19 protein-coding genes are annotated in these 19,908 nt (G+C 61.8%); 8 read left to right on the top strand and 11 right to left on the bottom strand.

What is annotated here, in order from left to right; genetic code table 11:
• The 5 genes from A3A9_RS39675 to A3A9_RS0129325 form a co-directional block, all read right to left on the bottom strand.
• Nucleotides 1-265, bottom strand: a 265-nt coding sequence (locus A3A9_RS39675; protein WP_033838863.1) for a 3-hydroxyacyl-CoA dehydrogenase NAD-binding domain-containing protein, incomplete at its 3' end; no start/stop codon positions are given.
• Nucleotides 266-314: 49 nt separating this feature from the next.
• Nucleotides 315-1,196 carry a family 16 glycosylhydrolase gene (locus A3A9_RS0129310; protein WP_027061814.1) on the bottom strand — a complete coding sequence of 294 codons (882 nt, stop codon included), beginning with the start codon at nucleotides 1,194-1,196 and terminating at the stop codon, nucleotides 315-317.
• Nucleotides 1,197-1,346: 150 nt separating this feature from the next.
• Entirely contained in the window at nucleotides 1,347-1,748 is a 402-nt protein-coding gene (locus A3A9_RS0129315; RefSeq protein ID WP_027061815.1) for a hypothetical protein, read from the bottom strand.
• Between the two features lie 289 nt (nucleotides 1,749-2,037).
• On the bottom strand, nucleotides 2,038-3,060 hold the full coding sequence (locus tag A3A9_RS0129320; protein ID WP_027061816.1) for a glycosyltransferase family 2 protein: 1,023 nt from the start codon (nucleotides 3,058-3,060) through the stop codon (nucleotides 2,038-2,040).
• 64 nt (nucleotides 3,061-3,124) lie between these two features.
• Complete coding sequence (locus tag A3A9_RS0129325; protein WP_027061817.1) at nucleotides 3,125-4,255, bottom strand: nucleotidyltransferase family protein; 1,131 nt, start codon at nucleotides 4,253-4,255, stop codon at nucleotides 3,125-3,127.
• Between the two features lie 518 nt (nucleotides 4,256-4,773).
• On the opposite strand from A3A9_RS0129325, the gene A3A9_RS43075 reads away from it, so the two are divergent.
• The 6 genes from A3A9_RS43075 (at nucleotide 4,774) to A3A9_RS0129355 (ending at nucleotide 10,644) form a co-directional block, all read left to right on the top strand.
• Nucleotides 4,774-4,926 carry a lasso peptide gene (locus A3A9_RS43075; protein ID WP_010913078.1) on the top strand — a complete coding sequence of 51 codons (153 nt, stop codon included), beginning with the start codon at nucleotides 4,774-4,776 and terminating at the stop codon, nucleotides 4,924-4,926.
• Between the two features lie 134 nt (nucleotides 4,927-5,060).
• Nucleotides 5,061-5,360 carry a PqqD family protein gene (locus A3A9_RS0129335; RefSeq protein WP_027061818.1) on the top strand — a complete coding sequence of 100 codons (300 nt, stop codon included), beginning with the start codon at nucleotides 5,061-5,063 and terminating at the stop codon, nucleotides 5,358-5,360.
• A 91-nt stretch (nucleotides 5,361-5,451) separates the two neighbouring features.
• Nucleotides 5,452-5,862 carry a lasso peptide biosynthesis B2 protein gene (locus A3A9_RS0129340; RefSeq protein WP_245279149.1) on the top strand — a complete coding sequence of 137 codons (411 nt, stop codon included), beginning with the start codon at nucleotides 5,452-5,454 and terminating at the stop codon, nucleotides 5,860-5,862.
• A complete protein-coding gene (locus tag A3A9_RS0129345) occupies nucleotides 5,859-7,781 on the top strand; it encodes a lasso peptide isopeptide bond-forming cyclase (protein WP_027061820.1) in 1,923 nt (640 codons plus the stop codon). The genes A3A9_RS0129340 and A3A9_RS0129345 overlap by 4 nt, the downstream gene beginning before the upstream one ends.
• Nucleotides 7,778-8,794: a serine kinase gene (locus A3A9_RS0129350; RefSeq protein WP_027061821.1), complete on the top strand. Its 1,017-nt coding sequence runs from the start codon at nucleotides 7,778-7,780 to the stop codon at nucleotides 8,792-8,794. The genes A3A9_RS0129345 and A3A9_RS0129350 overlap by 4 nt, the downstream gene beginning before the upstream one ends.
• Before the next feature lie 8 nt (nucleotides 8,795-8,802).
• The gene (locus tag A3A9_RS0129355; RefSeq protein WP_033838864.1) at nucleotides 8,803-10,644 is read left to right on the top strand and encodes an ABC transporter ATP-binding protein; all 1,842 of its coding nucleotides are present in this window, start codon (nucleotides 8,803-8,805) and stop codon (nucleotides 10,642-10,644) included.
• A gap of 24 nt (nucleotides 10,645-10,668) precedes the next feature.
• On the opposite strand, the gene A3A9_RS0129360 is transcribed toward A3A9_RS0129355, so the two are convergent.
• The gene (locus tag A3A9_RS0129360; RefSeq protein WP_027061823.1) at nucleotides 10,669-10,944 is read right to left on the bottom strand and encodes a hypothetical protein; all 276 of its coding nucleotides are present in this window, start codon (nucleotides 10,942-10,944) and stop codon (nucleotides 10,669-10,671) included.
• A 602-nt stretch (nucleotides 10,945-11,546) separates the two neighbouring features.
• Between A3A9_RS0129360 and A3A9_RS0129365 the strand changes: the two genes are divergently transcribed.
• Nucleotides 11,547-12,224, top strand: a complete 678-nt coding sequence (locus A3A9_RS0129365) for a sugar transferase (protein ID WP_027061824.1) — start codon at nucleotides 11,547-11,549, stop codon at nucleotides 12,222-12,224.
• A gap of 84 nt (nucleotides 12,225-12,308) precedes the next feature.
• The gene (locus A3A9_RS0129370; protein ID WP_027061825.1) at nucleotides 12,309-13,568 is read left to right on the top strand and encodes a polysaccharide biosynthesis/export family protein; all 1,260 of its coding nucleotides are present in this window, start codon (nucleotides 12,309-12,311) and stop codon (nucleotides 13,566-13,568) included.
• 93 nt (nucleotides 13,569-13,661) lie between these two features.
• Here the strand turns inward: A3A9_RS0129370 and A3A9_RS39680 are convergent, their stop codons facing one another.
• The 5 genes from A3A9_RS39680 to A3A9_RS0129395 form a co-directional block, all read right to left on the bottom strand.
• Nucleotides 13,662-14,372, bottom strand: a complete 711-nt coding sequence (locus A3A9_RS39680; protein WP_152536200.1) for a hypothetical protein — start codon at nucleotides 14,370-14,372, stop codon at nucleotides 13,662-13,664.
• Between the two features lie 264 nt (nucleotides 14,373-14,636).
• Nucleotides 14,637-15,950, bottom strand: coding sequence for an O-antigen ligase family protein (locus A3A9_RS0129380; protein WP_027061826.1), 1,314 nt, complete (start codon nucleotides 15,948-15,950; stop codon nucleotides 14,637-14,639).
• Between the two features lie 337 nt (nucleotides 15,951-16,287).
• Complete coding sequence (locus tag A3A9_RS0129385) at nucleotides 16,288-17,115, bottom strand: SDR family NAD(P)-dependent oxidoreductase (protein WP_027061827.1); 828 nt, start codon at nucleotides 17,113-17,115, stop codon at nucleotides 16,288-16,290.
• A gap of 99 nt (nucleotides 17,116-17,214) precedes the next feature.
• A complete protein-coding gene (locus tag A3A9_RS0129390; RefSeq protein ID WP_027061828.1) occupies nucleotides 17,215-17,700 on the bottom strand; it encodes an acetone carboxylase subunit gamma in 486 nt (161 codons plus the stop codon).
• Entirely contained in the window at nucleotides 17,697-19,901 is a 2,205-nt protein-coding gene (locus A3A9_RS0129395; protein WP_027061829.1) for a hydantoinase B/oxoprolinase family protein, read from the bottom strand. Before A3A9_RS0129395 ends, A3A9_RS0129390 begins: the two co-directional genes overlap by 4 nt.
• Nucleotides 19,902-19,908 lie beyond the last annotated feature (7 nt).

The following is a 19,908-nucleotide window of genomic DNA, read 5'->3' on the forward strand; positions in this document are numbered from 1 at the left end:
CGGGCGGCGTGCCGACCGCGATCATCTGGATTTCGCCGTGCCTGACGGCAGCGGCGGCATCAGTGGTGAACTTGATACGACCGGCGGCGTGGTTTTCCTTGACGAGGCTCTCAAGGCCTGGCTCGAAAATCGGGACGAAGCCCTGGTTGAGCCGTTCCACCTTGCTCGCGTCGATGTCGACGCAAACAACCTGGTGGCCAACCTCGGCAAGCACCGCCGCCTGCACGAGGCCGACATAGCCAATTCCAAACACCGTCAAGTTCATTCGGTTTCATTCCTGTCCAGGGCCGTGATCCGTTTTCGGTCCGGCCGGTTCAATTCGTCTTTCCCAACTCTTTTACGCTGCATACGAGCGATTCTGGAAACTGACATGGCTCGCCAAGCGCGGTGAAGGCAACGCGTTCGACCTGCAGCGAAAGCTTGCGGCCAGGATCGGCGAACGCGCCCATCCAGCCCTTCATGGTGTCGCTGCCCCAAAGGCTGAAGAATATCTTCTGCGCATGGCTGGGCAGTTTTGTCGGATCGGTGATGGTGTTCACCAGCTGGCCGTTGACGTACCAGCGCAGACTATCCTTTTCCCAGACGAAGGCGTAGTCGTTGAAGGCCTTGTCGGTACCGCCCGGCACATCGACCAGCTTCTCGTTCTTGCCCTTGCCGTCGATATAGGCGTTGACCTGCACCTTGGAGGTGTCCTTGGTCAGGATCTCGAAATCGATCTCGTCCCAGGGCTGCTTGTCGGACGGGCCGATATAGGAGAAGAACGCCGCATTGAGGCCGGGACCGGTGTCGGTCTTCAGCCGCGCCTCATAGGTGCCATAACCGAAGCGCTGCTTGGTCTGGATCTCGCCGCAGGTAAATTCTCGATCTTTCAGTTGCTGCTTTTCGAAGCCAAGCGCCAGCACCCCGTCGGTCAGGCTGACCTGTCCCTTCGACCAGGTGCAATTCTGGTGGCTGCCGTTGTTCCAGCCGTCGGACACATACCAGCGCGACCGATCGAAGCTCTTGAAATCATCGACGAAAGAGGGGGCGGACTGGATATCCTGTGCATGGGCGGGAGCCGCCGGGAGGCTGCCAAGAGCGGACAGCAAGAGCGCGCCTATCAAACCCAACCGCCGCAGGCCCGTTTGCCGGGTCAGATGCGCGAAGGGCGATGCGTCAATTGCTGTCGTGGACGTGGTTTTCGGATCCGAATTCATACCAAACTCACCTTTGTGCTGTGTGTCCCCAACCCAAAGTCGACGTTTGAACCGCTTCCAAACGGGCCAACCTTGACCTCCTCTTTGACCCTCCCGAAGTCCCTTCCTGTCTCGCATCACATCTTTGCAGCAGTTCCCGCGCCTTCACGGTCACGCCCGGCGGGTGCCCGCAGGCCTGCCGAAGTCGACCGCGGCTGCCGAATCGGAGCTCCCGTTCTCGTCGAAAACCATATCCAGCGAATGACGAAGCTCTTTCATCATGCCGTTCTGGCGCGACAGCGCCGCGATGCGGCGCTCGCAATTCAGGATCGACTCTGTCAGCGCGCTGACTTCGGATGACCGCTTCTGCGAGGCCGAGCCGTTTTCCATGGCTTCGACGAGGAAGGCCGCGTTGGTCGCCGTCTTGCGGTAGCGGCTCTCCAGGCCGGTTCTCTCAGCCTCGATCTCGGCTGCGATCTGCTCGAACAGCTTCGCCAGCCGATCGAGGCGCGCAATGTCGGCCTGCCGGTCGCGGGCCGGATCCCTTGATCTGAAGCCGAATATCGAGGCCATGGGCTTAGATTCCTGTCATCGCCGGCTTGCCTGCCGGACACCTGGCCGATCCCCGCAACCGGGGCTGAAAAACTCGTACCGCGTCGTCCAACTCCGCTGACGGGAGAGACTTCGGACCAATCCGATCGGGGGCCAGTTCGGTTGGTCGTCCAATTTGCTGCACCGCAACATAGACTGCCATCGTCGGAGCGATGAGGCAACCTCCCATTTCGTAAACTCATAAATCCGATGGAAATGGTTTGCGCGGTGAGCTTGTTTGCTGGCGGGTAAACCGGGCATTCCCAGCGCCCTACCGCTCCTTGCCGGCACTGGTCCCGGCCATCAGGAAACGCAGCGGAGGCACATGCTTGTGCCCGGAGACAAGGCCAACGCGACGAAACAGCGCCGCGAGCTTGTCGGACGCCACGCCCTGGACGATGGGGACCAGGTTGGATTGACTTGCAAAGGCATAGGCGGCCGCCGAAGCCAGCCCGCGCTCGGCCTTCACGTCGAGGAAATTGCGCAGCCGATATTTGTCGCGCACATGCCGCTCGTGCCGCCGCAGCACCGCTTTGGAGCCTTCCGGCAGGCTGTCGATCGCCAGCAGGGCCAGATCCGCATCGGCCAAGCGCTTCAGGTCCTGCGTCTTGTGGCGGCCGCTGAGCGAATCAGCACGCACGATTGCGCCATAGCCGCAGGAGCGGATGACCTTGAACCTTGCCCCGTGGGCGACCGCGCGGGCGTAGAGTTCGTAATCCTCACCCAGCCGCAGGCTCTCGTCGTAGCGCAATCGGTGCCGGTCGAGGAAGGCACGGCTGATCACGGGCTTCAGGAAGCCAAGCTCGCCTCTTTGCACGCTACGCCGGGAGATGTTGCCCTCGACGAAGCGCTCGAAGTCGAGGAATTCCGGATCGGCGGCAAAATCCGGGGCGACGATTTTCGTCGCGTCGCTCGTCGCGTCGTCCCTGATGAGCATGATGTTGTCGGCCGCGAAATCCCAATCGGCGCCGGCAAACAGGGTGCGAAACCGGCCCTCCAGGAAGAAGTCATCGGCGTCCAGAATGCTGATGAACGGCGCTTTAGAACCAGCGATCGCGGCATTGCGGGCGAAAGAGGGGCCACGATTGACGTCGAGGCGCATAACCTTGAGCCGGCTATTGCCGTCGTCGGCGGAGCGGGCGACCTCAGCGGTATTGTCGGTGGAGCCGTCGTCGACGACGACGACCTCAGCCACCTCAGGTTCGCGCAACGCGGATGCGATGGCGACCGCGATCGTGCGCCCCGCATTTTTGGCCGCGATGATCACGCAGACCTCGGATTTCGTCATCGACATGGATTTGCCTCTTGCACAGGTTCCGATATGCCCTCGCCCTGTACGTATTTTGACACCGCCGCCATCACGGACTGGCCGGCCGCTCGAAGATGCGGCGGCTGATGTCCGCCGACGCCGCCCAGCCGGCTTCAGCGAGATAGCGGACCGGAGCCCTGCCGCACAATTCCCACAACACCGTTCGCCGCTGGGGCCATCGCAGCGACGACAGCCATGGCGCGACGACCATGTTGAGCAAATCCTCATTGCCGATGCGCGACAGGATCGGCTTGGCCCGCTCCGACAAAAGCGTGCCGGTGCCGCCCAGCAGCACATCGGCGGCGCGCAGGCCGAGCAGCAGCGTATCGTCCAGCCCCTGGCTTACCGCCGCATCGAGCACACGGCGCTGATCGGCCTCGTCGAGACGGTTGGCGCTGGCCCTGATGTCGCAGACATAGCCGGCGCAGGGTTCGCGGTTGAACAGGGCCTTGGCAACGCTGATGCAGGACAACATGAGCGTGTCGGCGGCCGAGGTGAATGGCACTTCGACGCCGGTGATCTCGACCAGCAGTTTGCGTCGCAAAAACCCGTCAGCGTCGCGCGGACTGGGCGAGCCCGGCTGCTGGAGGCGATGGTGGAGGTCGACGGTGGACGCTTTCGACCCATTGCCGCGAATCATGTGCTGCTCGCCGAGGAAACGAACCCACCAGACCGAGCGCGACTTGCCAGCGACCTCGTAGCCGATCGAGCGCAGCGCATCGCGTGCCCTGGAAAACCCGGCGGGGGAAACCAGGATGTCGACATCGCCGGAAGGCTTCATGAAATGGTCGTCATAAAGCAGATGCTGCTGGAACGGACCTTTGAGAAAGACGAAATCGATCTGCCTGTCGCACAGCGCCTGATGAATCTCCATCGAATCCATGAGGCAGGCGGCATTCATCGAAACCGTGCGTCGGCGATAGATGTCGAGCCACTGGAAGAGTTCGGCCGGCCTGTCGCCCGCCGGCGCACGCAACAGCGCCTTCAGAACGAAGGTGGCGACCTTGTTCAGCCTGACGATGTCGGCGATCGCGGCGGCGGAAAGGTTCGGCGGCGACACATCGCCGGCCGAGGCCGCCGGGTTGGTGAAATACAACCGCAGGCAGGCCTGCACATAGGCTATCTCGTCGGCGCAATCAGCTGCGCGCAGTCGTTCATAGGAACTTTCCGGCAAGGCCATTGAGCGCACAGTCTCCAAAAAGCGGTTCACGCGGCGCGTATGCTGCAAGTGCGAAGCAAAGCATCCTCAAAAACCTCGGCGCCGTAAAGCGTTTCCTTTCGCAGTGCGAAATTTTACAACCAGAGCGTTTGCCTCCCTTTCCCAAAAGCAGCGAGATATGCGATTGAAATACCAGCCCTATCGAGGCACTTTGGCCGACCATCAGGACGCTCGGCTAACAACAATTCCGTCTTTTTAGCGCCGCCTAAAAAAGCGCCAACCCTAACAACTTTTTATGCAAGCAAAATCAATTGCTTAAAGAATCGCCAACTGCGAGACCCAACTGCACCCGGTTTAAGCCCAATAGAGGCAGAATTTTGAGCAGTTCGCACACGCATGGTGACGCCCGCAACCCGTAATTGATTAACCAGAGGTAAATCAGGCTTGACTCATAAATGGTGCCATGCAGCTATTGCAGCGCAGCATGAAAGTGCTGACGGCACTCGACAGGCCGTTTCCAGTCCTCATTGGAGAGTAAAATGGAACAGAATGTTGAAAAGCATGAGTACGAAACGCCCAGCCTGACGGTACATGGTTCGATTGAAACCATCACCCAGGGTGGTGGCGGCAGCACGGCAATCGACGCGTCGTTTCCGGCGCACACCCCGATTGGCGATCTGACGTTCTCCTGAGACTAGCCTGGTTCTGGAGGAGTGACGTTGGGCCTCCAGGATTGAAGACCGTGAATGGAGCCGGGGATGAAAATCCCCGACTTTCCCTTGTGAACTGACGACGCGTAGACCGTGTGTTTCAAACGAGGTTTTGGATGAACTGGGACCCATCCGAGCGCGATAATGTGAGCGCCACGAAGGACGCCGTGGCTTGCGACTTCGGTGAAGGCCTCGCGCTCCTCAATCTTAAATCCAATATTTATTACAGCCTCAACGGCGTCGGCGCGTTCATCTGGGAGCTGATCCAGGAGCCGAAGTCGATCGCCGATATCCGGGGCGCCGTGCTTGCGCGATACAATGTCGACGCCGAGCGCTGCAAGGCCGACGTCGACGCCTTGCTGAAAGGCCTGGCCGAAAACGGACTTGCGAGGCTGCACCATGAGGCACTTGTCTAGGCCGGTTCCGCAAAAGGCCGTGGTTTCGCGGCAAAGACCTGCGGCGGAAAGACGTCCGAGGCCAGCGAACCGTCGACCCCGCAAGCTGGGCTTGGCCAGGGTTCTCTCCCTGAGCGGCTCGGAAGCACTCTTCCTTTGCCACTGCCTGCTGGTGGTCGCCACTGTGCGGCTGGGACTGACCTTGTTCTCGTACAATCGCGTTCGCGGCATGGTGACCCGGCTCAACGCCCACCAGTGCGCTAGCATGGGCGAGCTGCGGCTCGTCGCCTGGGGGGTTGCCGCGGCCGCACGGTTCGTGCCGCGCGCCTCTTGCCTTACCCAGGCGCTTTCGGGCCAATACATTCTCGCGCGCCAGGGCAATGCTTCCAACATCCGCATTGGCATCGAACGTGGCACGGGCGAGCAGTTGAAGGCGCATGCCTGGTTGGTCAGCGACAACCATGTCGTGCTTGGCGGCTCCATCGATGGTTTCGCGCATCTGGTCGACCACGGCAGCCGATGAGCGGCGTGGCCGGAATCCTGCTGCGACAAGGCCCCGCGCCAGCGGATGCGGCGGCCGACATCCAGCAGATGCTGGCCCGCATGCGCCATCGCGGCCCCGACGGAAATTCATGGTGGCTGGATGCCGGCGTAGCCCTTGGCCACGCCTGGCTCAACACCACGGATGAAGCCGGCCCCGGCCCGCTGACCATGGCCGGCGGCAAGCTCGCCATCACAGCCGATTGCCGGCTGGACAATCGCGACGAGCTGATGGCGCGTCTGGGCATGCGCGACAGGTCGGTTGCGGACGCGACGTTGCTGATGCGGGCCTATCTGCGCTGGGGCGAAGCCAGCCCAGTGCATCTGCAAGGCGATTTCGCCTTTGCAATCTGGGATGCCGAGCGGCAGCTGTTGTTTTGCGCGCGCGACCATTTCGGGGTCAAGCCATTCTACTACCACGCGGCGGACCGGCGCTTTGCCTTCGCCTCCGAGATCGGGCCGATGCTTGGCCTCGACGGGGTCGGTGCACGCATCAGCGAGCACCGTATTTCGGGGTTCCTGGCCGGACTGCCCGACGACCCGCAATCCACCGCCTACAGCGATATCTTCAGCCTGCCGGCGCGCCACAGCCTCACCGTCACCGCACAACAGGTGGTGCTGCGCCGATATTGGCAGATCGAGCCGTCGGCGCGACCGCTGCGGTCGAATGCGGCGGAGGAATTCGGCCATCTGTTCTCGCAATCGGTGCGCAACCGTATGCGCGGAAGCCAGTCGACCGGCGCGATGCTGAGCGGCGGCCTCGATTCCTCGTCGATCGCCTGTGTCGCCAGCCTGCAGAAAGCAGCCGATCGGGAACCGAAGCTGCCGACCTTCTCGCTGATTTTCGACAAGGGCTCGCCCATGGACGAGCGCCCCTTCATCGATGCCGTGCTCGATCAGCAGAAGACCGACCCGACGCTGATCCCTGTCGGCAATTACGCACCCTTTGCGGAATTCGAGCGGGTCCTTGAAGAGCAGGAAGGCACCTTCCTGGCGCCGGGCCTGACGCTCACCCGCGGCATCTACCGGACGGCGGGCGCCAAGGGCATCAAGGTGCTGCTCGACGGCCATGGCGGCGACGAGGTCGTTTCCCCGGGACATGGCCATCTGCACGAGCTTGCCAATGGCGGCAGGTGGCTGGACCTTTGGCGCGAGGTCCGCAGCGCCTCCAACACCTATGGCGACAGCACGTTTGGCCTCTATTTCCAGTTCCTGACCCTTTACGGACCAGCCTGGCGGATCGCCAAGGCGAGACAGATGGCGAATCGGGTTCTCAACAAGATACGCAAGCCCACGCAAATGCAGCGCGGCCGCAGCTGGCGCGACCTGGTCAATCCGGACCTGGCCAGGCGGACCGAACTTATCGACCGCTTCCATCGGGCCGGCTACATGCCGCCCGGCGTCCAGGCCAGCGACGCGCTCAGCCATCGCTGGATCCTGTCCAACGGCTACGTACCGCACTCGTTCGAGGTGCTCGACAAGGCGGCGGCCAATTTCGGCGTCGAACCGCGCTATCCCTTCTGGGACAAGCCGCTGGTCGAATTCTGCCTGGCGCTGCCGGGCGAGGAAAAACTCAGCCACGGCTTTGGCCGCTATGTGCTGCGCCGCGCCATGGAAGGCATCCTGCCGGCGGAAGTCCAGTGGCGGCGCACCAAGATCGATTTCACCGCCAATCTCGTCAACGGCATGGTGCGCAACCATCGCGACCTGCTGGAACAATTGCTGGTCTCGGATGCCGATCGCATCGCGCCCTATGTCAACCTGCCACAGGTGAGCGCCGCCTATGCGCGGCTGCTGCGTCAACCCGATCAGGCAGCGCCGCTCGATGTCCAGTATGTCTGGCGTTCGGCTTCACTGTCGCTTTGGCTGCGGCAGGTCCAGCACAGCGGGAGCCCCGCATGATGCCTCGCAACCAGCCGCTCGCCACCTACGTTGGCGATGCTCCTCCCCATGGCAGGATGGTGCAGGAGCGGCGTTACTACCGGGCCTATGGCCTGACCGTCGCGTCCGACGTGGCGTTGCCCGAACTAGAGCCGGCGGAACCGGCGGCGCCCGATATCCTGATCGCCATCGGCACGATCGACATGCCGAAGCCTTCGCCCGAGGCCGCGACGATCTTCCGCTTCGAGCCGGACCGGCAATATCTGGCGTGGCATGCCGTTGGCGCCTTCCTGATCAGCGATTTCAGCCGCATCGACATCGAGCCAGCGCCCGGCGTCGACGACGCGCTGCTCGCCTTCCCGTTGCTGGGACCGGTGTTGGCGCTGTTGCTGCACCAGCGTGGCCTGCTCGTCCTGCATGCCAGCGCCATTGCGGTGGCCGGCAAGGGCGCCATCTTCATGGGCGACAAGGGCGCGGGCAAATCGACAACGGCAAGCGCTCTGATCCAGGCCGGGCATGATCTGCTTACCGACGATGTCGTGGCGCTCGATCTCGCCAAACCGGACGCGCCGATGATCGTTCCGGGCTTTCCGCAGATCAAACTTGCCGCCGACGCCGCGGCCGCGATCTCGCTGGGGCAAGCGGAGGTACGGCCGCAGGTGCATCCGGCGATCGAGAAGATGCAACATCGCCTGCACGGCGCCTTCTCCGGCGGCACAGTGCCGGCGACCAGGATCTATGTCCTCGAGCGCGGCCAAAGAGCCGCGGTTACGGCCTTGCCCGGCATCGCCGCCTTGCCGGCGATCATCAAATTTTCCTACGTGACGCGGTTCGGCCGCGCGGCGCTGTCGGGCAATTTCGCGGCGCTGCATTTTCGCCAATGTTCAGCAATCGCTAACCATGTCGGCGTGTTCCGGCTGGAAGTTCCGGCCGGCCTCGACAGGATTGGCGAGGCCGTGGAGTTGGTCGAAACCGATCTGGCGGCCGGGAGTCTGGCAGCCAAGGATCTGGCGGCTGGCTGTCGGCAGCGGTGAGCGCAATCATGGCGAAGCCTTCAATCCTCCGTCTGTCGCTGTTTCGCGATGTCGCCGCGCTCGGCGCCGTCATTGCCCAGATTGGCGGCCGGCGAACCTGGACGGCGCTGCTGTTCCTGATCCTCGGCAGCCTGACGGAAGGCATTTCCATCCTGCTTTTGGTGCCGCTGCTGCACCTGGTCGGGCGCGCCGACCAGGATTTCGCGGTGCGGTTGCCGAACAATGATTTTGTGCGCTGGCTGGTGCCGGACGGAACGCTGCAGCTGACGACGGTGCTGTGCGCGCTGGTCGGGCTTGTTGCCGTGCAGGCCGCGTTCAACCGCTTCAAGTCGGTCTACATGGCCAGGCTTCTCTTTGATTTCATCAACCGCTTGCGCATGAACCTGTTCGAAAGCATCGGCAAGGCGCGCTGGGGCGTGTTCTCGCGCATGCGCAGCTCGGATCTCGACCATGCCCTGACCGGCGACATCGACCGCGTCCAGGGCGCCGCCTTCTCGCTGCTCATGCTGGTGCAGATATCAGTGCTTTTGGTAGGCTATCTCGTGATCTCGATGTTCATCTCGCCTGTCATGACGGCGTTTGCCATCGTCATCGGCATCGTGATGTTCATAGCGCTGCAGCCGTTTCGCGCGCGCGCCACCGCCTTTGGCCGGGTCCTGACGACCAATCGCCAGGATCAGTACCGCACGGTCTCGGAGTTCCTCGGTGGCATCAAGGTGGCCAAGAGCCTGAATGTCGAGGCCAGCTATTTCGCGCAGCTGCAGGCAACGCTCGAAAAGATGAAGGCCGACAACATCAACTATGTCAGCAACAGCTCGATCGGCACCGCCGTGTTCCAGGTGGCGAGCGTCGTCGGCTTGAGCCTGTTCATCTATGTGGCGCTGGTCCGCTTCAACCTGTCGCTGGCCGAGATTGTCGTGCTGCTGCTGGTTTTCATGCGCATCGCGCCGCGCTTCATGGACATGCAGACGCAGGCCCAGCAGGTGCTGATCAACCTGCCCGCCTATACGGCCATGCGCAGCCTGCAGGCCCGTTTCGACGCCGAGCGCGAGCCGGGCCATGCCGAATCGGAAGATTCGCAAAAGCTGTCGCTCGATACCGGACTGAACATTCGTGGCGTCTCCTTCGACTACGACGGCGCCGGCAAGGCGGTGGTGAGCGATATCACCTTCGGCCTTCCCTCGGGCAAGGTCACCGCCCTGATCGGGCCCTCGGGATCGGGCAAGAGCACGATCGCCGACATGCTGCTTGGCCTGCTCGAGCCGACCACCGGCAAGATCCTTGTCGACGGCGTCGAGATCGATGCCAGCAATCGCCGGCGCTGGCGCAACCAGGTCGCCTATGTGCCGCAGGACGTGTTCCTGCTGCATGACACGATCGCGGCGAACCTACGTCTTGCCGCGCCGCAAGCCAGCGACGACGATTTGTGGACGGCGCTGCGTGCCGCTCATGCCGGCGAATTCGTCGAACGGCTCGATCATCGGCTGGATACGGTGGTCGGTGACCGTGGCGTACGGCTCTCGGGCGGTGAACGCCAGCGCATCGCGCTGGCGCGTGCGCTGCTGCGCAAGCCGTCGCTGCTCATCCTCGACGAGGCGACCAGCGCACTCGACTGGCAGAACCAGTCACTGATAGCCCGGTCGATCGACGGATTGCGCGGCACGATGACCATACTGACCATTGCGCACCGGCCATCGATGATCGCCTTCGCCGACTGGGTGGTGGCGATGGAAGACGGCCGTGTCGTGGAAGTTGGGCAGTATCAACGGCTGAAGGCGAAGCCGGCGAGCCGGCTGTCCATGATGCTGTCGGGAGAACAGTCGGAAACCGAACCCGCCAATGTGGCCTGAAGCCAGGTCATATCCCCGTGGAAACTAGTGCAGGCTGCGCCGTGCATTGCCCAACTTCTCGCCTTCGGTCACGTCGGGCGCGCTCAGCTTTCTTTCAGCTTCGCGCGCCATGTCGGCCGGCGTCGGTGCGCTCCTGGCGATCATGGCATAGACGATGACGAAATAGCCGGCCTGGATGACCACGGCGCAGATGATGACACGCAGCAGTGTCGTGCCTATCGAAGCGCCGCCCAGCCAGGACCAGGCGACGACGATCGCAAGAGCGAAAATCATCCCAACGATGAATTTTGGAAGCGCCATACCCAACAGCCCATAATCCGGCTCGGGTATGTTTAACGATTGCCCCACCCGAGCGCCGTCCCTTGTGATGTGAGCTTGTTAAGGTCGCCCACTCTCGGCCGGTTGCTTCCAGCCTTTTCTACCTGTCGCTACTCTGACAGGTATAATTTGCAATTCTATTAAGGCGAGCAGTAGGCGGCAAGGGCAACCGCGGATATTTTTGATCGAGCTTTTGCGATCGACTCCGCCATGGTGCAATGCACGCAAGAGGATTTGATCCTATCTCCAGCGCTCGCGTGCCTATAGTAAAACTAGAAATATTGAGTAGTATTTTATCAGCTTTCTGCCCAGTATCGCGCACCACTAAAGCACTATCATGCTAGATCGAACGGCTCTTAGCGCTTCTCGCCTAAATATCGCCTCAAAGAGGCCCCGATTTTTGCGCTCCTGCCCGGTTATTGTCACAAATTTGCTAATTATCCTGAATTTTGTGCATAAGGAGCTCATTATTTAGTCAATTCATGACGTGACTATTTCAGCCGGCAGGGAAATTGTGTGTTGCGCTGCAGCATTTTTTTGATATCTTTGTGGTGAACCATTCGTTCAACGCATGGAGTTTCCGCATGAGGGATATTGCCAAGTCGGCCACGGCGGACTTTTCGCAGGCTGACACCGACTTTCCGCCGCCGATCGGCGGCCTCATCAAGCGCAGCTTCGATATTGCCGGTTCGCTGGCAGGATTGATCGCACTCAGCCCGCTGTTCATCATGATCGCGCTGCTGGTCAAATTTTCCGACGGCGGATCGATTTTCTACGGTCATCGGCGAATCGGGCGCGGCGGACGGATTTTCCCATGCCTGAAGTTCCGCACCATGGTTCCGGACGGCGACAAGGTGTTGGCGGCCTACCTTGCCACCAATCCGGACGCCAACGCGGAGTGGATAGCGACCCGCAAGCTGAAGAACGATCCGCGTGTCACCCGCGTCGGCGCGGTGTTGCGCAAGCTTAGCCTCGATGAACTGCCGCAGATCATCAACATCCTGCAGGGCGACATGAGCCTTGTCGGGCCTCGCCCGGTGGTGCGCGACGAGCTGGAAATCTACGGCAGTGCCGCCGTGTACTATCTGAAGTCGCGGCCCGGCCTGACCGGCCTGTGGCAGGTCAGCGGCCGCAACGACGTCTCCTACGACAGCCGTGTCGCCTTCGATCGCCACTATGTCGAGAATTGGTCGCTGTTCGGCGACGTGCGCATCATCATCAAGACCGTGCCGGCCGTCTGGATGTCACGCGGCTCTTACTGACCGGCTGCCGGCACCAGGCATCCGGCGGCAAGCTCATCGGGCGATGGGGCTAAAACGGATCGGAACGTTCAGTTGAAAACAGACATGTTCGAAGCCTTTGGCAGCGGCCCCTTTTCCGGCCGCTCCCGGCTCATGGCCACATGCCTTGCAGTGTCGCTCGCTTTCCTTCCCCGGATCGCCATATCAGGCGAGTACCAGCTCGGCTCGCAGGACAAGCTCACCATCCGCATCGCCGAATGGCAGACCGTGGAAGGCACTTTCCGTGACTGGTCGGCGGTGAACGGCGAATACACGGTCGGCCCGGGCGGAACGCTGTCGGTGCCTTTCGTCGGCGAGTTGCCGGCGGCCGGCAAGACCACGGCGGAAGTCGCTGCGGCGATCGGCCAGGCGCTGCAGCACAAGCTCGCTCTGTCGGACAAGCCCGAAGCCTCGGTCGAGATGGCGCAGTTCCGGCCGTTCTATATTTCGGGCGAAGTGCAGAACCCTGGCCAGTTTCCCTTTGTGCCGGATCTGACGGTGCTGAAGGCGATCAGTGTCGCCGGCGGCATCAGGCGCAACACCGACTACGGCCCCCAGCTCGGCAAGGACCTGGTCACCGCCAAGGGCAATTACGATATCTCCGACGACCAGCGCGTCCGGCTGATCGTCAGGCGCGCCCGCATCGATGCCGACCTGGCCGGCAAGACGAGCTTCGAAGCGCCGCAGGAGGTCGAGGGCGACCCAAGGCTGCCGACCATCGTCGCCGACGAGATGACGATCCTGACGGCTGACCAGAAGGCGCTGAAGCTGAAGCTCGAGGCGCTCGACGATCTCAAGGGCGTGCTGCAGGCCGAAATCGAATCGCTGCAAAAGAAAATCGTCAACCAGCAGAAGCAGGTCGACCTTGCGCAGCAGCAACTCGCCAGCATCGGTCCGCTGGCGCAGAAGGGCCTGGTCGCCAATTCGCGGCTGCTTGATTCGCAGCAGTCCGTCACCGACCTGCAGGGCAAGATCCTGGACTATGAGACAGCCATCCTCACCGCCAAGCAGTCGATCAGCAAGGCGACGCAGGACGCCATCGATGCCCAGAACACCTTGAGCTCCAGCCTCGCCGCCAGCCGCCAGCAAACCGAAGCCGACCTGAATGAGGCCGCGCTGAAGGTGAACATGCAGAAAGGCCTCATCGCCCAGGCCAGCGATCCCGCAACGACGGCCGCCATCACAAACGACCAGCAACCTACCCTCGTCTATTCGCTGGTGCGCAATGTCGACGGCAAGACCAGCGAGATCGCCGCCAAGGAAGACACGCCGGTGCTGCCCGGCGACGTGATCAAGGTTAAGCAGGCACCGCTGGCCAGCCAGTAGATCGCGCATCCCTCTGGGCGGTTCTTGGTTTCGCGGAAACGCAGAACCGCTCTGGTTGCGGCAATGGCCGAGTTAGATGGGACGCGGACATTTTCATAAGTCGGGAAAGTACGCCGCAAGCGCAGCCTCGCTAACACCGTCCGATCCTCGCCACCAGATTGCTGGATGGCCCCAATCATTGAAGTGCTGGCCCGTGTGCTCGCGCGCAAAATCAAGCGTAAACTCACCGAAATAACCTGCTCTGCCTCTTGGCTGAAGCACACCGCAAACGGCGAGGATTTCGATTAGAACGCGTCGCTCTGCCTTGAAAGACTTGAAAGTGCCTGCCAACGCCTTCTCAAGGCTGCTGGCGGTCGCGTCAGGCTCCATGGAACGCACTGTCTTCAGTATCTCATGCATTGTTTGTTTGTCGGCGCTCGTGGGATTTTGGAGTGCCTCCGCGCGAAAAAGAGATAGGTCGAGCCAAGCGTAGACTGGATTGTCGCGACCCACGCCACCCCATCTATGGCGCCCGAAATTCAATAAGTTTAAGTCGAATTTGGCGGGGTTTTGGAATTCGTAGAAACCGCACCAATCGCATCGACGCGCACCGGAAGGAACAATCGTGGCTGGCGTTGTGGCAATTTGGTGCTGAGGGAAGTTCGAGGCAAAGGCATAGCTGCCGAGTGCGGACCTCAAATCCAACCGCCGACTGCCAAGGCTTGCCAAGAAGGAATTGGACAGAGCTTTCAGGTCCGCCCGCTCGCGCTCCTCGATAAATTGGGAAACCACCTGATCGTGCGACAACTCGATAGGGTCGAACATGTATCCCATTCGCTTGGCATACGCGAAGTCGTCAGGGGATACGTACCTGTCTGAATCCCGTATCCAGCCGTCTTTCCAGAACGCCCCTAAGAGGATTTCCCTTGCGCCCGTTTGTCGTGCATTGCGCGCTCGTTGCCTGACGCTCGAAGATCGCACATAAGAAACTCAGGGGAAATGGCCGGATTGGGTCGAACACACGTCGAAGCGGATCATGCGATGCGCTGCCCTTGCGCCCGTTCTGGCTTCAGCCCGTGAAACGACAACTCACGACGGATCCGCGGCCGCCGGACGGCCGATATGCCGGGGCCAGGCGGCCTCGCCCCTTGCAGCATCCGCCGGCTCGAAAGCCGGCGACCAGCGGGTGCGGGTGACCGGCAGCCGCGCCAGCTTGAAGTAGCTGAAATACATCAGGAAGGAGCCCATGATGTAGGGATTGAGGATCTCGACCTCGACGAAGGAGCGGATGAGCAACAGCACCATCACGCCGAAGAGCACCACCGATTCGGCCTGCCATGCCTTGAAGATCACCGTCGCGACGTGGCCGTAGAGCGTGCGCAGCATGATCAGCGATACCATCACCGCGCCGGTGAAGCCGAGCTCGACGAGGGCCTCGACATAGGTGTTGTGGAAATGGAAGCCGGTGCGGGTGGTGATGTAGAATTCGTTCCACAGCCGCTCGGCTTCAGCAAAGCCCTGCACCCAATAGGCGGCATAGCCGACGCCGAGAATCGGCGAGCGCTGCGCGGCATTCCAGCCCTGTTCCCACAGATAGGTCCGCCCGGTGAGCGTCGAATCCTTGCCGAAGAGGCCAAGTACGAAGTCCATGAGCCCGAGATTGAGCGAAACAACGGCCACCACGACGACCAGACCGGCGCCGACCACGAAGATTACCCGGCGATAGCGCCGCGACAAAAGCTTGGTCATGGCAAGAAGTGCAATCAGCGCCAGCACCGCCGGTATCGAGGCCATCGAAGTGGCGGAGTGCGAGACGACCAGCACATAGGCCGACAACAGCACGACAGGCACCGTCAGTATGAAGCTCAGCCGGCCACGCCGCAGGAAAGCGAGGAACACCACGGCGAAATAAATGCCGAGCGAGCCGACAAAACCGATCTGGTTTTTGGAGGCAAAGGCGCCGACGAAGTTGTAGGTGCCGTCGAGCACGTCCTCGGAATAGGCCCCAACCTTGAGCGAATAGAGCAGGACGAAGAATATCCCGATCAGGGCGCCAAGCGTCAGCGTACGCACGCTGACGGTGCGCGCCGCGACATAGGCGCAGGCAATGTGGGAAAGGTACTGGACCGCGGTTCTGGAGGTGACGCCGGGTGCCTGCGACCAGAAGACGGAGAAGCAGATATAGGCCGCGAACAGCAGCGGCAGCCAGGCGCTGGACAGCTGCCGCAGGAAGCGCCGGTAGTCGACCAGGATCAGCGGAAGCCACACGGCGTAGTAGGCCAGGATCAGCACCTGGCCGAAAATCACCGAATAGGAGAACGCCCAGATCGAGACGGCCACGGCAAAGGCACCATAGACCGAGTTCTTCTCGGGATCGACCAGCAGGGACTTTGGAATCTTCATCTCAGAGTCCCGTCAACGCGACCCAACGCCGGCAAGCCAGGCCGGCCGCAAGCCGGCCGGCATATCCGTGAACAGGGGCGTGCAATAAGGGGCATCTCCATTGTGCAGTGCAATATAACCTATCGCACCGCATGCTCAATGGCAAATCCGGTCACCTTGTCTTACATTAGAGCAGTTCGCCGTTTTACGGAAACGGCAAACCGCTCTAACTCTTTGTTTTGACGCGATTCCGAACGGGAAACCGTTCACACTTTTCCTGGAATTGCTCTAGCGAACGGGGAGAGATCAGCCGGTAGCCCACCCAGCACGCCCGCTCGGATCAGGCGAAGAGAACACGCTACCACAGGGCTCCGCCAGTGATCTGTATGTTTTCCATGGTGATGCCTTTGGCGAGATCCGAGCACAGGAATACCGCCAGAGCGGCGATCTCCTGCGGCTGCAGCATGCGCTGCTGCGGATTGCCTTTGGCGATCTCGGCCATCGCTTCCTGGGCGCTGCGGCCCTTGCCCTCGCGCTCGACGACTTGCGCCACATTGCGGCGCATCAGTTCGGTCTCGACCCAGGTCGGGCTGATCATGACGCAGGTGACGCCGTGTGCGGCCCCTTCCAGAGCCACGCAGCGGGTGAGGCCGAGAAGTCCGGCCTTGGAGGCGCAATAGGCGGGGTTATCCTTCCAGCCGACGGAAGCGGCGGTCGAGCCGATGTTGACGATGCGCCCCCAGCCACGCTCGATCATGCCGGGAAGCACGGCACGGGTAGCGCGGAATGCGCCGGTCAGGTTGGTGTCTACGATCTTGTCCCATAGCGCATCGGAATGGCCGCAGACCGGCTGCTCGGCGGTGGTGCCGGCGGCGTTGACCAGTATGTCGGCAGCGCCGACGGCGGCTTCGGCTTCGGCCACGAAAAGGTTGGTGATCTCACTGTCGCGGACATCGAGATGAGCAGCGTGAACCCTCGTGCCGTGGGCCGCGAGAGCTGCGCGAACCCGCTCGATCTCGTCAGCGCCGGGATAGTAGGCGGCATCGGATTTGTCGGCCCCGGCGGGCGCGATGTAGGAGCCGACGGCGACATTGGCGCCGGCCTGCGCCAGGGCCGCCGCGATGGCGAAGCCCATGCCGGAAAACCCGCCGGTGACGATCGCGCTGCGGCCGGAAAGGTTTGTCATGTGGCCAGTCTCCGATGCCAACGTCCGACACGCTATTCATAGGCCGGTGCCGGCAAAGAACGCTACCTTGCCGGCGACGAGATTCACAAAATCAGTTCGCTAAAGTGGTTTGCCCAGCCATTCGCGATAGAAGCCTTCGAGATCGGGTTCGAAATCATGCACGATGGGATAGCCGGGTGCGGCCGCTTCGACCTCGTGCATGGTGCCGCATTGAGGGCAGATGAATTCGCGGATTTCCATCCACTGCGGATCGGGGATATCGCTGTTGGGATAGATCTCGCGCAACGCTTCCTCGGTGTTGCGCACGATGATCGCGGCCTTGAGCTTCCAGTTCTTGCGGTAGTCGCCGAAGGAGTGGCCGCATTCGCAGCGGGTGATCCGCTCGTCGCCGCTCTGGCAGATGAACAAATGATCCGAGACCGGCAGCAGGATCGGGTCCTTCCAGGCGACGCGGTCCTGATGGACGGCGACCATCTTGAAGAAGCGGTCATCATCCTTGTAGGCGCTCATGATGCGCTTTGTCTGCGGCCAGGGCAGCTGGCCCGCGGCCAGATCGGCAAGGACTTCCTTGCTGTACGAGGTCATGGCTTTGCTCCCGGCATGAAGATCGATTTGGCATCGACGTTCCAGAAATCACTCAATTCCTTGGTGAAGCGCGAGGACAGCTTGATCGCGCTGGTGTACATTTTCTTCACCTCGGGGGCGAAGTCGGCCTTCTCGACGCGACCGCGCTCGCCGGCGATCCAGTCCGAAACCGGGATCGCCTTGGCCAGGCGCTGCTTGCGTATCTCGGCACGGCGTTTAACCGTGGCGTCGATATCGGCAACCGGATAGCCCTCGGCATCGTCCTTCAGAATGATGCCGAAAACCTGGTCGGCCGCCTGGCGGGTGAGGAAACCGTTCTCGACATCCCAGGCCGTCTTGATCGGATCGCGCTCCAGCACGTCGCCGTAACCGCCGCCGCCATTGTAGAAATGGCTGAAGATGTCGCCGGATTTGTGCGGCGCGGTGATGTAAGGGCCTTCGACCACGACATGGTCGCCGCCGATATTCTTCTCATAGTCGGAGACGTCAGGGTCGATGCCGGGCGCATGCGCCAGCGGTTCGCCCTTGGCCGCCAGTTCGTGGATGTTGGAGTTGCGCACCGCGCGATGCTTCTGGCAGGTCGGCGCAGGATAACCGCCGCACATGCCGCCATTGTCGAACACTCTGGAAGAGTGCTCCGAAGTGTGGAGCCGCAGATGCGAGGTCTTGTTGATCAGCCAGGTCGAGACAAAAGAGCAGCCGCCGCGATATTTACCGGCGCCACCCGAATTCGGCACGATCGAGCGGCCGATATAGACCATAGGCATCGACTGTTCCCAGACCTCGATGTTGCCCATGTCGGATTCCGGATTCCAGCCGACATAGGCGGTGTCGAGGCCATCGGCGATGGCCAGCGCGCCGGAGCCGGCGGCGGCGCATTCAAAATGCGCCATGCCGAAGGGCGTGCCGTACTGGCTTTCGCCACCCATCTCGATCATCGGGCTGTTGACCTGGCCGACGAAAGCCTCCTCGACGAAACCGCGCGCCACGAAGCCGCGCGACAAAAGCCGCTGGAACACACCATAGGCCGGCAGCAGCAGCGCCCACGACGTGGCGGTGGCCACCATCTCGTTGTCGGGGTTGGTCCAGGTGCCATGCGGCAGTTTCAGCTCGGTCGCCATCCAGGCGCCGTCATTGACCAGCCCTTCGAAATTCATGTGCTGAGTCAAGGTGACGAACATGCCGCCATCCATGCCGGCCGGCGTGCAGTTCATCGAGTGGTATCCCCAGGGCTGCGTGCCCTCGAAGTCCATGGTGATCTTGCCGTCGGTGGTGATCTCCATCTCGATCGGGATGTTGTAGAGCCAGTCGGGATCGCCGAGCAGCTGGAAACCAGGCTTGCCCGCCGTGACGTGGCCATAGAAGGTGTGGCCGCGATAGATGCCGGGAACGGTGAGCTGGCGGGTGCGGGCGAGCTGGGCGCGGCGGCCCTCCTCGATGAATTCCTTCGATACCTTCATCCAGTAGTCGAGGCCGATCTCGGAGATCAGTTGCTGGACGCTTTCGCGCATGTCGATGCAGGAGGCGACCTTGGCTTTCTCGTCGAGCACCCAGTAGATCGGCATGCGCAGATTGCGCTCGCAGCGGATGACATAGTCGCGGCGGATCTCGTCATTCTCGCCGATCTTCTCGGCGCAGACGAACAGGCCTTCGGTGAAGCGCTCCTGTGCGAGGCAGACGTCGCCACCGGGCGTGATGCCGCCGGCTTCCAGCTCGTGGCAGACAGCGCCCGCCCAGCCGACCAGCGTGCCTTCATGGAAGATCGGCACCACGTCCATGACATCGGGCACCTGCACCGTGCCGATGAAGGCATCGTTGTTGGCGAAGATATCGCCTTCGCGGATCTTCGGGTTTTCCTCGTAATTGTTCTTGATCATCCACTTGATGAAGCGGCTCATCGTGTGGACATGCACCATGATGCCGTTGGAGAGCGCAATCGCATCGCCCTCGGGTGTGTAAATGGCGACCACCATCTCGCCGACCTCGCGCACGCCGGGCGAGGCCGAGATGCGACGCGCCATTTCGCGGGCCGAGACGCAATAGGCGCGCAGCTTGGTGTGCAGCGTCTCGAATTTCAGCGGGTCCTGGTTGCGCAGCGTGAGTTCCGTGATGCCGTCATAGCAGCCGGTCTCTTCCATCAGCCGCTCGGAATCGAGCAGTCTTTCGCGAAGGCGCAGGGCCGAAGCAGGTTTGTCCAACATGGCGGTC

It is taken from the genome of Mesorhizobium loti CJ3sym (genome assembly GCF_000472785.1).
Lineage (GTDB): Bacteria > Pseudomonadota > Alphaproteobacteria > Rhizobiales > Rhizobiaceae > Mesorhizobium > Mesorhizobium loti_E.